Annotated in this window: 9 protein-coding genes; all 9 read left to right on the forward strand. The window is 65.4% G+C overall.

From position 1 onward, the window contains the following. Window positions 1-202 precede the first annotated feature (202 nt). Window positions 203-6,067: a manganese-oxidizing multicopper oxidase MnxG gene (gene mnxG / locus ACIQUS_RS12280; RefSeq protein ID WP_403047306.1), complete on the forward strand. Its 5,865-nt coding sequence runs from the start codon at window positions 203-205 to the stop codon at window positions 6,065-6,067. Between the two features lie 17 nt (window positions 6,068-6,084). Further along, window positions 6,085-8,064 (forward strand): cytochrome D1, encoded by a 1,980-nt coding sequence (locus tag ACIQUS_RS12285; RefSeq protein WP_403047309.1) that lies wholly within the window; start codon window positions 6,085-6,087, stop codon window positions 8,062-8,064. Continuing rightward, the gene (locus ACIQUS_RS12290) at window positions 8,061-8,708 is read left to right on the forward strand and encodes an SCO family protein (protein WP_403047312.1); all 648 of its coding nucleotides are present in this window, start codon (window positions 8,061-8,063) and stop codon (window positions 8,706-8,708) included. Before ACIQUS_RS12285 ends, ACIQUS_RS12290 begins: the two co-directional genes overlap by 4 nt. Next, entirely contained in the window at window positions 8,705-9,349 is a 645-nt protein-coding gene (locus ACIQUS_RS12295) for an SCO family protein (RefSeq protein WP_403047315.1), read from the forward strand. Before ACIQUS_RS12290 ends, ACIQUS_RS12295 begins: the two co-directional genes overlap by 4 nt. Window positions 9,350-9,354: 5 nt before the next feature. Then, window positions 9,355-10,890, forward strand: a complete 1,536-nt coding sequence (locus ACIQUS_RS12300) for an ABC transporter substrate-binding protein (protein ID WP_403047318.1) — start codon at window positions 9,355-9,357, stop codon at window positions 10,888-10,890. Continuing rightward, the gene (locus ACIQUS_RS12305) at window positions 10,887-11,531 is read left to right on the forward strand and encodes a SurA N-terminal domain-containing protein (protein WP_403047321.1); all 645 of its coding nucleotides are present in this window, start codon (window positions 10,887-10,889) and stop codon (window positions 11,529-11,531) included. Before ACIQUS_RS12300 ends, ACIQUS_RS12305 begins: the two co-directional genes overlap by 4 nt. 230 nt (window positions 11,532-11,761) lie before the next feature. Beyond that, window positions 11,762-12,295 carry a response regulator gene (locus tag ACIQUS_RS12310; RefSeq protein ID WP_403047324.1) on the forward strand — a complete coding sequence of 178 codons (534 nt, stop codon included), beginning with the start codon at window positions 11,762-11,764 and terminating at the stop codon, window positions 12,293-12,295. 53 nt (window positions 12,296-12,348) lie between these two features. After that, window positions 12,349-14,052, forward strand: coding sequence for a GspE/PulE family protein (locus ACIQUS_RS12315; RefSeq protein WP_403047327.1), 1,704 nt, complete (start codon window positions 12,349-12,351; stop codon window positions 14,050-14,052). Continuing rightward, complete coding sequence (locus tag ACIQUS_RS12320) at window positions 14,033-14,821, forward strand: hypothetical protein (RefSeq protein WP_403047329.1); 789 nt, start codon at window positions 14,033-14,035, stop codon at window positions 14,819-14,821. Before ACIQUS_RS12315 ends, ACIQUS_RS12320 begins: the two co-directional genes overlap by 20 nt. The last annotated feature ends 1 nt before the right edge of the window (window position 14,822 follow it).

The following is a 14,822-nucleotide window of genomic DNA, read 5'->3' on the forward strand; positions in this document are numbered from 1 at the left end:
CGCTGCCAGCTCCCACACAAAAGGCTGCGCAGCAGCCCCGGCAAGGAAGACCGGTCTTTCCCTAAATGTGGGGAATTGCGGGGAATGACCCCCAATTGAGATTCAATACGAAATGCAAGTTACTGATAAAAAACAATAAAAGCTTCTGGCACGGCACTTGCTCCAGCCTCCCCAGAGAACCAGGCACCAGCGGAGGTGCACCATGATCCCGATAAAAGGCTCCGTCCTTAGTTCATTGTTGCTCACCGCCGCCCTGGGCTGGCAGGCGGACAGTGAGGCGGCCATCAGTTGCAATCGCACGCTGGTCGCCAACGTCGTCGCCCTCGATCAACCGCTGATGTTCAACCGCCTGGGGGCGCAGAATGCCAACGGCATGATGTTCGCCCTGGCCCGCGATGTGGTCGACGAACATCAGGTGTCCCTGGCCCATGGCGGGGCGGCAGTGCCGGGCAAGGTCAGCCTGCGTCCGGACAAGCGCCCACGGCCCATCGTGCTGCGGGTTGCCGCCGGCGACTGCCTGACCGTCAACCTGCAGAACCTGCTGGCCTACCAGGCCAACCCGAACAAGCACGGCATCGATCACGAAGAAGAGAACGAAGGCGAGGAGAACGAGGCAGAGGAGAACGAAGGTGGCGAAGACGTTGAGCAGGGCGGTGGTGAAAACTTTGTCGCCGACGAGCAGGTCACCGACCGTCATGTGGGCTTCCAGGTCAACGGCCTGCAGGCGGTCAACAGCGTCGGTGACATTGCCGCCAACACCGGCCGCAACGGCAACTTCCTGATTGCTCCCGGTTCCACCCGTTCCTATACCTTGTACGCCGAGCGCGAAGGTGCCTTTGCCGCCACCAGCCAGGGCGCCACCTTTGGGGGTGAAGGGACCGCCGGCAACGTCTCCAATGGCCTGTTCGGGCAGATCGTGGTACTGCCGAAAAATGCCCGCACCTACCGCAACACCCTGACCGAAGAAGAGATGCGCCTGGCCACCACCGGCCGCGCCCCCACCGGCCAGCCCATCGTCGACTACGAGGCCCGCTATCCGCAGCGTGAGCCCTGGATCCGTGAAGGCAAGGCCGGATCGAAGATCATCGCCATGATTGATGGCAACGAAATCATCTCCAGCGAAAGCGACGCGGTGGTCATGGGCCCCAACACCGATGGCAGCTTCCCGCCTTCGACCTATCCGCTGGAAAGTCTCGGCAAACGCAACCCGGCGATCCCCAACCGCCTTGAGCCGTTCCGTGACTTCGCCGCGCAGTTCACCGACGAAGCGGCCTCCACCCAGGCGTTTCCCGGTTACTGGGCAGATCCGGTGATGGGGCATGTGCTGGAGCCGACCCGCGACTCGTTCATGATCAACTACGGCTCCGGCGGGATGGGCGCCGAAGTGGTGGCCAACCGCCTGGGCGTAGGGCCGATGCATGACTGCCTGTCGTGTGCCTACGAAGAGTTCTTCCTGAGCGCGCACACCGTCGGCGACGTGGCCATGCTGGTGGACGTGCCGGCCAACGTAGGGCTTGAGAACATCCGCCCGGGGCAAACCCCGAATGCCGACCAGGTCGGGGTCAAGGCCAGCATGGCCCTGTATCCGTCGGAGCCTGCCAACGTCAACCACAGCTATATCGGTGACTTCGTCAAGTTCCGCAACACCCACAATGGCCACGAGCAGCACATCTTCCACCTGCACGGGCACCAGTGGCTGTTCAACCCCAACGACGACAACTCCGACTATGTCGACGCCCAGGGCATCGGCCCGGGCGTGGGCTACACCTATGAAATCGCCAACGGCGGTTCGGGCAACCGCAACCGGGTAGCGGGCGATGCCATCTACCACTGCCACTTCTATCCGCACTTCGCCCAGGGCATGTGGAGCATGTGGCGGGTGCACGATGTGTTCGAGGAAGGTACTCGCCTGGAAGTCTCGAGCGAAGGGCAGGACGGTTTCCACAGCACGCCGTTTGCCCTGCGCAGCGGCAAGCCGGCTGCCGGTGCCCGTGCCTTGCCGGACGGCGAGATCGTTGCCGGTACGCCGATTCCGGCCATCGTACCGCTACCTGGCAAGGCCATGGCGCCGATGCCGGGCAAGGTTGCGGTGATACCCAAACTGGCACCGACCCTGGTCGCCGAGAACGATGACGACGAGGACGAGGAAGAGGGCGATGACGACAGCGGCCAGCATGAAGCCGCACCAAGGGCCATCGGCTCGCTGGTCCTGGTCGATCGCAACGACACCAACGCCGACGGCAGCCTGAAAAACCCAGGCTTCCCGTTCTGGATCGGTGGCATGGAGAGCACCGTGGGCCAACGTCCGCCAACCCCGCCGCTGGACATGCTCGACCCGGACAAGGCCAAGGCGCTGAAAAACAGCGGCAACGCCCTGTGGGCCAACCTCGACCCGAACCAGGTCGGCGGCTGGGACGGCGGCCTGCCACGCCATGCACTCGATGGCATGGCCGCCGGCGGTGAAGCCGATGTCACCACCACCGCGCTGGATTTCACCAAGCAGATCACCAAGGCCAAGGCGGTGTTCCTGCCGGAAGAGGGCACCGATGTCGAGCAGGCGGCCATGAGCTTCCATGCCAAGCTCGATCACCCCAGCTACGCCCTGGTGCCAGGCGCGGCGCCCGTGCCGCGCAACTTCCGCACCAACGGCGCCTTGCCCACCGCCGGTGCCCCATACTACGAACCTTGCATGGACGACCGCGCCAAGCGCCTGACCCAGGCCAGCCCGGTGGGTGAGTACGCCAGCGGCGAGCGCATGGACGGCATGACCTTCACCGGCTCATCGCCGTTCACCGCCGACCGTCCGCGCATCTACAAGGGTGCCAACATCCAGTTCGACGCGGTGTACAACAAGGTCGGCTACCACTTTCCGCAGGCGCGCATCATCGCCCTCTGGGAGGACGCCTGGCAGGTGATCAACAAGCAGCGCCCACCAGAGCCCCTGGTGATGCGCATCAACACCTTCGACTGCGTGATGTACCAGCACACCAACCTGATTCCGTCCTTCTATGAGATGGACGACTACCAGGTGCGTACCCCTACCGACGTGATCGGCCAGCACATCCACCTGCCCAAGTGGGACCTGACCGCCGCCGACGGCTCGGCCAACGGCTGGAACTACGAAGACGGCATTCTCTCGCCCGGTACCGTGGTCGAGCGTATCGATGCCATCCGCGAGTTCAACCAGTGCCAGACCGGTGACCCGCGTGAAGGCACGGCCGAGTGTCCGGTGGCCAAGGCGCACCCGTTCTTCGGCAAATACGGACGCGCCGACTGGATGGGCGCCCGCACGGCCATGCAACGCTGGTTCGCGGACCCGGTGGTCAACGTGTTCAACGTCGACCGTGGCCTGGGCACCATTTTCACCCACGACCACCTCGGCCCATCGACCCACCAGCAACTGGGCCTGTACGCCACCGTTCTGGCGGAACCGGCGAACTCCACCTGGTACCACGCCGAAACCGGCGAGCAGCTGTACAACCCGGCGCTGCGCGAAGACGGCGGGCCGACCTCGTGGCAGGCAGTGGTCAAGACCGGCGATCATGATGGTGACGGTCGCAACGACAGCTATCGCGAGTTCTTCCTGGAATACAGTGACTTCCAGCATGCCTACGAGGCCGGTGTGTATGTCGGCGCCGGCCCTGACGGCATCCCCAACGCCCAGGCTTACCCGGCCACCGCCGACAGCTTCCGCTACGCCATCAACCCCCCTGTGCGCCAGGCCGCGTCGAACCTGCTCGAAGCGGTGGTCGAGTCCCGTGGCGGCCTGAATCCTGGATGCCCGTCTCGGCCTTGCCCGCAGGCCATCTCGGTGGATGACCCGGGCATGTTCGTCGTCAACTACCGCAACGAACCGCTGGCCCTGCGCGTCTTCGACCCCAACAAGGTCGCACCCGACGGCAAGCGCGGCATGCAGGCCGACGGCTACGGCGGCGACCTGGCGTACGCCATGCAAAGCCGTACCGACCGTGCCATCCAGGCGATGAACATGTCGCCGGCGCTGATCACCTCGGCGGTCGGCCCGACCGGTGGCACCACGCTGTTCCCACCGCACATCAACAAGGGCGGTGCCGAGGCGGGCGACCCCTTCACGCCGATGCTGCGTACCTACTCCGGCGACAACGTGCGCCTGCGCATGCACGCCGGTGGCCATGAAGAGGAGCACAACGTGACCCTGCACGGCGTCAAGTGGCTGCAGAACGGCTCGGGCTTCGGCAACAGCTCCAACTCGGGGTGGAAGTCCTCGCAGATGGTGGGCATCTCCGAACAGCTGGGCTTCATGGCACCGGTGTCGATGATCTCCAGTTCCGCTTCGCCCAACGGCGACTACCTGTATTCGCTGGACGCCGCCCATGAAGGCTACTGGAACGGTATCTGGGGGATCATGCGCAACTACACTACCCCGCGCACCGACCTGTTCGCGCTGCCGAACAACCCGATGCCGATGGCGGCGCGCAATACCGTGGCGTTCGACGGTATCTGCCCACGTTACACCGCAAACCCCAACGGCATCGGTACCCGGCCCACCACCCAGCGCAGCTATGAGATTGTCGCGGCCCTGGCCAACGACATCCTCGGCAACCCGCTGGGCGTGAGCATCAACGACCCGGCCGGCGTCGGCCAGCATGTCGGCGGCCCGCTCAAGGCCAACGGCGGCACCCTGGTCTACAACAGCCGGCGCACCAGCATCCCACAGGTGACCGTGACCGATCCGGAAGATGGCGAGACCTTCACCATCGGCGGTCACAGCGGGCCGTTGCACGATCCGACCGCCATCCTCTATGTGCGCAAGGGCGACCTGGACCCAATCACCGGCAAGCTCAAACCTGGTGTACCGATCGAACCGCTGGTGCTGCGCGCGGCGGCCGGCGAGTGCCTGAAGGTCACCCTGGAGAACCGCCTGCCAATGGTGATGCCGGACCTGCCCAGCACCGCGGTGATGCAAAACGTGGTCAAGCGTGACCGCCACGGCAGCGAAGGCTCCACCGCCTTCAACAACAACCTGATGAGGCCTTCCAGCCACGTCGGCCTGCACACCCAGTTGCTGGCCTACGACATCACCAAGTCGGACGGTGTCAACGTCGGCCAGAACCCGGTGCAGACCGTACCGCCACGGGCCGGCACCAGCGGCGCCTACCCGAGCAAGGTGTACCAGTACTACGCCGGTCACCTGGAACGCGAAGGCAAGCCGGTGCTGCAACAAGGGCGCACGGTGGACAACATCAACACCACGGCGATCGAGTTCGGCGGCCTGAACATCACCCCGGCCGATGTCATCAAGCAGGGCCAGAAGGGCCTGATCGGTGGCATGAGCATCCTGCCGCAAACCGCGACCTGGACGGAGGACACGGCCAGCCGCGCCTCGGCCACGGTGCAGGTACCGGGGCAAACGGCCTACCGCGACTTCGCCACCCTGTGGCAGCGCTCGCTGAACATGCGCTGGGCCGACGGCCGGCCGGTCGAAGGCATCGCCACTGAAGGCAATGGCGTACCGGGCGATCCGAAGGACAACTCGAACATGGCCATCAACTACAAGACCGAGCCGCTGTGGTTCCGCTTCGGCCTGGCGCCGGATGCGCCGTTCGGGCATGCCGACGGCCATGGCTGGGCGGATGTTCCCAACGCCCATATGGCCTACAGCAACGCCCTGGTCGGCAGCGACCCGCAGACCCCGGTGCTCTGGGCCAAGCCCGGCCAGCCGTTCCGCAGCCATGTGCTGATGCCTACCGGTGGCAGCCGTGGCATCACCTACCAGCTCGACGGGCACCTGTGGCCACTGCACAACTACCAGGCCGAGAAATCCGATGTGTCGGGCTATCCTATGAACCTGCCAGGCATCGGCTCGGTGCGCTTCGGCTTCAACCCGCAAGCGATGTACATCGGCGCCCAGGAGAGCGTGCTGCCGGCCGCGCACTTCAGCTTCATGTCCTCCAGTGCCGGGGGCGGCAACGCCGTACCGGGTGACTACCTGTTCCGCGACTACGCCGCCTACGGCAACGTCTCGGGACTCTGGGGGATCCTGCGGGTCACCGAGGAAGCTCCACCGGCTACGCCACCAGCGCAGTAATCAAAGGGGTAGAGGTCATGATCAAGAAGAACAGACCGTTGTACCTGGGACTGATGACCGGCCTGACGCTGATGGGCCTGGGGATCGCTTATGAAAGCTTGTGGTGCGACCCGCGCGAAGCGCTGGTCGAGAGCGATCCACAAGCCCTGCACCGGCTGAGCCGCGACGGTGTCAACGTCGAGTTCGAGGCAAGGCCGCTGGGCAGTGGCGGGGTGCTGACCGAGGGTGCGTTTGCCAATGTGCGCTTCAAGATCACTGACCAGAACAGCGGCCAGCCACTGTCGGGGGTATCCCCCGGCGCCTGGCTGGACCCGGCCCTCACCGGTGACGCGGCCAAGGACCGCGACAAGAGCTGCAAGGCGCGCGTGGCGATGTTTCTCAAGAGCAGCATCGGTGCGCGTCCCTTGCTCGACCTCAATGGCTACTTCCTGCTGGTGATGAACAAGGACGCCAGCCTGACCGTGATCGACCCGTCGGTGTCGGTGGGCGGCGTCACCAGCACCCTGGCGCGCATCGAGCTGCCGGGCCAGCCCATGGACTGGGTGGCCGCCGGCGACGACAAGCAGGTATTCGTGTCGATGCCCGAGCGTGGTGAGGTGGCGCTGATCGATACCGAAACCTTCCAGCGTGTGGCCAACCTCGGCGCCGGCAAGCAGCCGCTGCGCCTGGCCATGCAGCCCGACCAGCGTCTGTTGTGGGTCGGCAACAATGCCAGCGACCCGGCCGAGAGCGGCGTGACCGTGATCGATGTGCCGAGCCGCAAGGCCATGAAATTCTTCGCCACCGGTGCCGGGCACCACGAAATCGCCTTCAGCGCCGATTCGCGCTATGCCTTTGTCAGCAACCGCGACAGCGGCACCCTGAGCGTGATCGATGCCAGTGAGATGCGCCTGGTCAACACCCTGAAAGTCGGCTCGCACCCGCTGTCGGTGGCCTATTCGCCACTGTCCCAGGCGGTGTATGTGACCGACGGGCGCGACGGCACCATCAGTGTGGTCGATGCCCGAAGCCACACCCTGCGCCACCTGATCGAAGGCCAGCAAGGCCTGGGGCCGATGCGCTTCAGCAAGGACGGACGCTTCGGCATCGCCCTCAATACCCTGGAAAGCCAGGCGCTGGTGGTCGATGCCAGTACCGACCGGCTGATCCACAGCCTGCCGGTGTCTGCCGAACCCTACCAACTGACCTTCACCAGCGCCTATGCCTATATTCGCGGGCTGGCATCGCCCAAGGTCACCATGGTCAATCTTGGCAGCCTTGGGGAAGGGCGCCAGCCCATCGTCCAGGGGTTCGATGCCGGACCCGCCGCCCCGCGCCAGGCCGGCAACCTGCCGCTGGCCCAGGGCCTGACCGTGGCCCGGGACGAGAACTCGGTGTTCGTGGTCAACCCGGTGGACAACACCACCTACTTCTACGCCGAGGGCATGAACGCACCGATGTCCGGCTATGCCAACCGTGGCGCCAACGCCCGCGCCGCCCTGGTGGTTGACCGCAGCCTGCGCGAAGTGGCACCCGGGGTCTACAGCTCGACGGTCAAGTTGCCGGCCTCAGGCACCTTCGATGTGGCCTTCCTGCTCAACCAGCCGCAGATCATCCATTGCTTCAGCACGGACGTGGCAGCCTCGGCCACCGCGCCGCACCGGCAGACGCCGCGGGTAGAGTTCATGCTCGATTCCTCGGTGGTGGTGCAGGGCCGGCCCTTTACCGCGCGCTTTCGCATCGTCGAGGGCAACGGAGCACCGCGTAACGGCGTCAAGGACCTGAGCGTGCGCTACTTCCTCGCGCCGACCTCGCGTGCGCGCAGCAGCGCCGTTCAGGAAGTGGGTGACGGAATCTACGAGGCCCCGCTGGAAATGGCTGAAAGTGGTGCCTGGTACCTGCATGTACAGGCCCCGTCCCTGGGCAGCGGCTTTGCCGAGAACAACTACACCAGCCTGCGGGTCCTGCCCGCTGCGGCTCAACAAGCGTCTGAATCGGGTTCAAGGAGTGTACGATGAAAATGCTCGATCGCTGCAGACTGTTCAGCCTTTGCCTGCTCGCCGCCAGCTGTGGCCTGGCCCAGGCCCACGGAGGTGTCGACCATAGCGCCCACGGCGCGCCTGCCGCCCACCAGGAGAAGACCTCGGTGCGTTTCGCCGATGTCCAGCTGCTGGACCAGAACGGCATGCCGGTGCGCCTGGAGAAGGATCTGGTGGGTGACCACCTGGTGGTCATGGGGTTCATCTACACCAGCTGCACCACCGTCTGCCCGGTGGTGTCATCGATCATGGCCAAGGTGCAGAAGCAGCTCGGCGGACGGGTGGGGGAGGACGTGCAGCTGGTGTCGATCAGCGTCGATCCGCAGCGTGACGATCCCAAGCGCCTGCAAACCTACGCCAAGACCTTCCAGGCCGGGCCCGGCTGGAGCTGGCTGACGGGTACGCCCTACGCCGTGAGCGAAACCCTCAAGGGTTTGGGCAGCTTCAGTGCCAACCTGGGTGAGCACCCGCCGCTGATCCTGGTGGGCGACGGTCGCAGCGGCAAATGGACGCGCTTCTATGGCTTTACCGACCCGGCGCTGCTGGTCAGCGAAATCGACCGCCTCAGCGCCAAGCGCGTGCATGCCAAGCACACCGCCATTGCCCAGGAGCAGCAGCCATGAGCACCGCCAACCGCACCCGGCACGGCATCGCGTGGCTGGCGCTGAGCGCCTGCCTGTGCTTGCTTGGTCCGCAGGCCCTGGCCCATGAAGGCCACCAGCCCGAGGCCCCCAAACCCGCGGCGGTGACACCGACCGCCGGCACCCATGATGCCCAGACCTATTTCACCGACACCCTGGTGCAGGACCAGAACGGTCGGACCTTGCGTTTCTACAGTGATGTGCTCAAGGACAAGGTGGTGATGCTCAATGTCATCTTCACCCACTGCAACGATGCCTGCCCGCTGATCACCCGCAAGCTGCGCGAGGTGCGCGAGGCCATGGGCGAGGAGGCGGCGAGCAAGGTCACCTTCATCTCGGTGAGCAGCGACCCGGTGAACGACACCCCGCAGGTGCTCAAGGAATTCGCCCAGAAGCAGGGGGTGGATGGCCCCAACTGGCTGTTCCTGACCGGTGACAAGGCCAATATCGATCTGGTGCTGGGGCGCCTGGGGCATTTGATCCCGAGCCCCGAGCAACACTCCACGCAACTGATCGCCGGCGACGTCGGCAACAAGCGCTGGAGCAAGATCCGCCCTGACGCACCGCCCCTGGCGATCGCCCAGCGCCTGCAACTGTTGTCGCAACCGTTGGCCGGGCGTTGAGCCTCATGAACCGCCTGGTGCGCATCGGGACCCTGGCGATGTTGCTGGTTGCCACCAGCCTCGTCCAGGCCCTGGACCTGAGCCCTGCGGAACTGGCCGGCAAGCGCCTGTACCGCGAGGGCCTGTCCAGCAGCGATGCGCAAGTCTCGGCACGGGTGGGCGCGGCGGACATGCTGGTACCTGCCAGCGTGGTGCCCTGCGCCAGTTGCCACGGTGCCGACGGCCTGGGCCGAGCCGAGGGCGGCGTGCGCCCGCCGAACCTGAGCTGGCAGCGCCTGGCGGTGGGGCAGGGGCAACGTCAGGTCAATGGGCGCACCTACCCGGCCTATACCGAGACCAGCCTGGCCCGGGCGATCCAGGAGGGCCGCGACCCGGCCGGCAATCACCTGGACCCTGCGATGCCACGGTTCGTGTTGAGCATGGCCGACCAGCGCAACCTCACGGCTTACCTCAGGCGCCTGACCGATGACCGCGATCCCGGGGTGCAGGACACGGTCCTGCGCCTGGGCACCTTGCTCCCGACCCAGGGGCCGCTTGCCGCGTCGGCCCGGGTGGTGGCGGCGGTACTCAACGACCGCATCGAGGCGCTCAACCAGCAGGGTGGCATCCACGGTCGCCAGCTGCAGTTGATCAGCCTCGATCCCGGCCCGGACCCGACAAGTGCCGAACAGGCCTTGAACCAATTGCTGGAGCACGATCAGGTGTTCGCCCTGGTCGCGCCCCTGGCACCGGCCTTGGAGCCGACCCTGGCGGCACGCTTGGAGCAGGCGCGGGTGCCGTTGATCGGTGCGACACCGGCGTTGACCACCAGCTTGCAGATTTTCGACCCGTTGCCGGGCCTGCGTGAGCAGCTGTTGAGCCTGGCCGACTATGCCCAGGCCAACCTGGCGCTTGAGCGCGCCGACACCCGGATTGTCTATGCCGATGCGTCCCAGCAGGACCTGGCCCGGCGTCTCGGGCAGGAACTGCAGCGCCGCGGCTGGAGCGGGATCCAGGCAGGGCCGCTGGATGAACAGGCGAGCAACGCCCAGGCGATCTTCTTCCTGGGCCAGGCCGACGGGTTCACACACCTGACCGAGCTGTTGCAACGCGCCGGTCGCACGCCGTACCTGTTGGCCGCCTCCAGCCAGGTGGCCGGGCAGTTGCCGCAGCTGCCCCAGGCCTGGTCCGGGCGCGTGTTCCTGGCCTATCCCTTTGTGCCCGGCGACTGGACGCCGGCCGGCCGCCAGGCGCTCGATGGCTTGCGCCAGCGCCAGGGCCTGGATGGTCGCCAGGGGGCGCTGCAGGTGAGCACCTGGTGTGCCATGCAACTGCTGGGCGATGCGCTCAAGCGCATCGGCCGCGACGCCAGCCGGGAGAAGCTGGTGCTGGCCCTGGAAAGCCTGCATGACGTGCAGACCGGCCTGACCCCACCTTTGGGGTTCGGCCCGGGACGGCGCCAAGGGCTGGCCGGCGCCCATGTGATTACCGTGGAAATGCCCGGGCCTGTGTTTCGGCCGGTGGCTGCCTATCGACCCGTTAGCGAGGTGAACACGCCATGAAGCTGCTCTGCCTGTTGTTGTGCGTGCTGGCCCTGCCACTGCAGGCCCAGGAGGGGCTGCCCGCGGCCCGGGTCAATGGCGTGGAAATCAGCCAGCTGCGCCTGGAGCGCTATTTTGTCGAGTACCTGGAAGACCAGGGGCGGGCGCTGACCAGCATTCGCAACCCCAGCGTCTACAAGCGCCTGCGCGACCAGGCCCTGACCGACCTGATCGACAAGGAATTGCTGTGGCAGGAAGCCCAGCGCCAGGGGATCAAGGTCGATGACCATGAGATCACCGCGCAGATCGATCAGCTGCGTCAGGCCATGGGCGGTGCGCAAACGTTTGAGCGGCGCCTGGCCGACGCCGGTTTCGACAGCCAGAGCTTCGCCGAATACATGCGCCACGAGCTGGCCGCGCAACAGGTGTTCATGCAGGCCTCGCAGGTTCCCGAGCCCGGTCCTGAGCAGGTGCGAGCCTTCTACAAAGCCAATGAGAATTCTTTTCAAGCGCCCCAGAACCAAAGTGCCACTGGCCCTGTCGAAGAGGAGCAGGGACTGGAGTTGGCAAAACGCATCCTCATCGATCAGCAACAGGCGCAGGCACGCTGGGCCATGCTGCAGCGTCTTCGAGACGCCGGGCAGGTGCAGCGACTTGACTGATGACGCATCTGACCCCCCAATGTTGGGGATATCAGTAGGGGCAAAGTGCCAGCCGGTCCCCGGCATTGGGGGAGAGGCGAGGGGCTATTTGCGTCTACGCTTAAAGAATCAACGACATAGCACAGTGATTAGCGCCGTCTCATGTCTGGCACGAAGCATGCGTAAGCCTGTACAAGGTCGCACTTCGCCAGACCGGGAAACCGGGCCTGTGATGCTTCAAGGAGTCGACCTTGGTTAACACAGTATTGGTAGTCGATGACGAGCAGACCCTTGCGGGCAATATCCAGGCTTACCTGGTTGCGCAAGGCCTGAACGTCCACGTTGCCTACGACGGGGAGAGTGCCATCGGACTGGCCGCCAGCATCCAACCCGACGTAATAGTGCTCGATTATCGCTTGCCCGACATGGAGGGGTTTCAGGTACTGGAGACGGTGCGGCAGAGCAGGAACTGTCATTTCGTGTTGATCACAGCCCATCCGACCGCCGAGGTCCGTGAGCGTGCCAACCAGCTGGGTGTCAGTCATATCCTGTTCAAGCCTTTTCCCTTGGCGGAACTGGCCCGCGCAGTCTGCGACCTGATCGGTTTCAAGCGGCAAGAGAAGCGCGAAGGCAATGAGGACACGGGGTTCGTCGAACGACGCCAGAGCAGGAATGAGAGTTTCCCGCTGCAGTTGTTCGATGGTAGTTGGGTCCTGGCTGATCGCCGACGTAATGGCGTAAGGCCGCCAGGGCCGGACGACGACCAACTGCTCACCGGGGAGTAACGCGCGAGCAGACCAGACATTGGCTTGCCGCGCTCCGCGCTGGAGAGCAAGCCATGGAATCGTTGTCGCTCGCTGTCGTTCCCGCCAGGTCCAGTGCCCCCGCACCCCTCGGCCGCGAGTTGCTCGCCCAGGCCAGGGCTCTGGCCGAACAAAGCGGCGAACGCCTGCTCGATACCCTGCAACAACTGAGCGGCCTGAACGCCGCCGATCTTGTCACCGCCCTTGGCCTGACCCTGCATTACCCGGTGCTCGACAGCCAGGCGCTGTTCGCCGCCGCGCCGCTGTTCGACCGGGTTAGCCTGGCCCAATGCCTGAAACGCGAGTTCATTTTCCTGGAGCATGACGGCCAGGCCCTGGGTGTATTCGCCGATCCTTTCGACGCGGCCCGCCTGGCCTGGATCGACGAATGCCTGCAGGGCGCACCGCTGTACCTGGTCACGGCCGCCGACCTCACCGGCTACCTGGCCCGCCACGAAGAAAGCTTCCACGCCGTGGATTCGCTGGACACCGAAAGCGACGCCGTCAGCGAACTCGACACCGTGCAGAGCCTGTCGCTGGCCAGCATCAGCGAAGACCAGAGCCGGGTGGTCAAGCTGGTCAACTCGACCCTCTACGACGCCCTGAAAATGCACGCCAGCGACATCCACCTGGGTGTCACCGGCAACGGCCTGGTGATCAAGTACCGCATCGATGGCGTGCTCAACAGCATCAGCAAGGTCAGCGGCAGCGAGTTCGCCGATCAGGTGATCTCGCGGATCAAGGTCATGGCCGAGCTGGACATCGGCGAAAAACGCGTGCCCCAGGACGGTCGCTTCAAGATCGGCATCAGCGCCCGGCAGATCGACTTCCGGGTCTCGATCATGCCGAGCATCTTTGGTGAAGATGCGGTGCTGCGGGTGCTCGACAAACAGGACCTGGCCGATCGCGTCAGCGGCGTGCAGCTGCAGGCCCTGGGCTTCGAGGACCACACCCTGCGCAGCCTGCGTCGGCTGGCCAACGAGCCCTACGGCATGATCCTGGTCACCGGCCCCACCGGCAGCGGCAAGACCACCACCCTCTACGCCATGATCAGCGAGATCAACCACGGCGTGGACAAGATCATCACCATCGAAGACCCGGTGGAGTACCAGTTGCCGGGTGTGCTGCAGATTCCGGTCAACGAGAAAAAGGGCCTGACCTTCGCCCGCGGCCTGCGTTCGATCCTGCGTCACGACCCGGACAAGATCATGGTCGGCGAGATCCGCGACCCGGACACCGCACAGATCGCCGTGCAGTCGGCGCTCACCGGCCACCTGGTGTTCACCACCATCCACGCCAACAACGTCTTCGATGTGATCGGCCGCTTCAGCCAGATGCAGGTCGATCCCTACAGCTTCGTTTCCGCCCTCAATGCCGTACTGGCCCAGCGCCTGATCCGCCTGGTCTGCCCGCACTGCGCAACCCGCCATCAGCCCAGCGAAGAGGAACTGAGCCTCTCGGGTCTGGAAGCCGGGCAGGTCGGTGATTACCACTTCGTACACGGCAGCGGATGCGGTCAGTGCCGTGGCAGCGGTTATCGCGGGCGCACCGCGATCGCCGAACTGCTGCACCTGGACGACGAGCTGCGGCAGATGATCGTCGAACGCAAACCCCTGTCGCAGATCCGCGCCCTGGCCTGTCAACGTGGCTTGCGCCTGCTGCGTAGCTCCGCACTGGAACTGGTGCGTGATGGCCGGACCACCCTGGAGGAGATCAATCGTGTCACATTTGTCGCCTGATCGATTTGTCGCCGTGCTCGGTGCCCAGGGGGTCGGCCTGTCCCGCCTGCAGGGCCAGGAGCAGGAATGGCTGGGTAGCCTGGGCTTTATCGCCGAACGCAGCCAGGCCACCACCCAGGCCCTGGATACCCTGCACAGCCTGCTGGCCGAGCAGCGTTGCAAGGGGGCCCAGTTGCAGGTGCTGCTGTCGGCGCAGTACTGCCGCTTCTGCCTGGTGCCCTGGAGCGCCGCCATCAACCGGCCGGACGAGCTGTACCAGTATGCCCGGGCCTGTTTCGAGAGCCATTACGGCCAGAGCCTGGACGGCTGGCGCCTGGTGGTGTCACCCGAGGCCGCAGGCATCGCGCGCATCGCCACGGCCGTGCCGGAAGCGTTGCTGCAACGGCTCAATGACCACTGCCGCGACCTGGGCCTGCGCCTGCGTTCGGTGCGGCCGTACCTGATGGCCGCCTACAACCGTTTTGCCGAACAACTGGGGCACGGCGACTTCCTGTTCGTGCTCGCCGAGCCACAGCGCAGTGTCTGCCTGCTGGCCCAGAACGGCACCTGGCAACAGGTCAGCGCCCAGGGCGGTGGCGACAGCGATGCCGCCCTGCAAGCCCTGATCGCCCGCCAGTGCGAACTCAACGCCGGTGAGCGGCAACTGCCGGTGTTCCTGCATGCGCCAGGTCGCCAGGAGCAGCCGCCGTCCCTTGAGGGGGTGCAGTTGTGCGAACTGAACGGTCAGGGCGGCGACGTGCTGTGCAGCATGTCCCGGGCGGTGGCCTGAA

Origin of the sequence: Pseudomonas sp. NPDC090755 (genome assembly GCF_044769005.1) — a bacterium.
Classification (GTDB): Bacteria; Pseudomonadota; Gammaproteobacteria; order Pseudomonadales; family Pseudomonadaceae; genus Aquipseudomonas.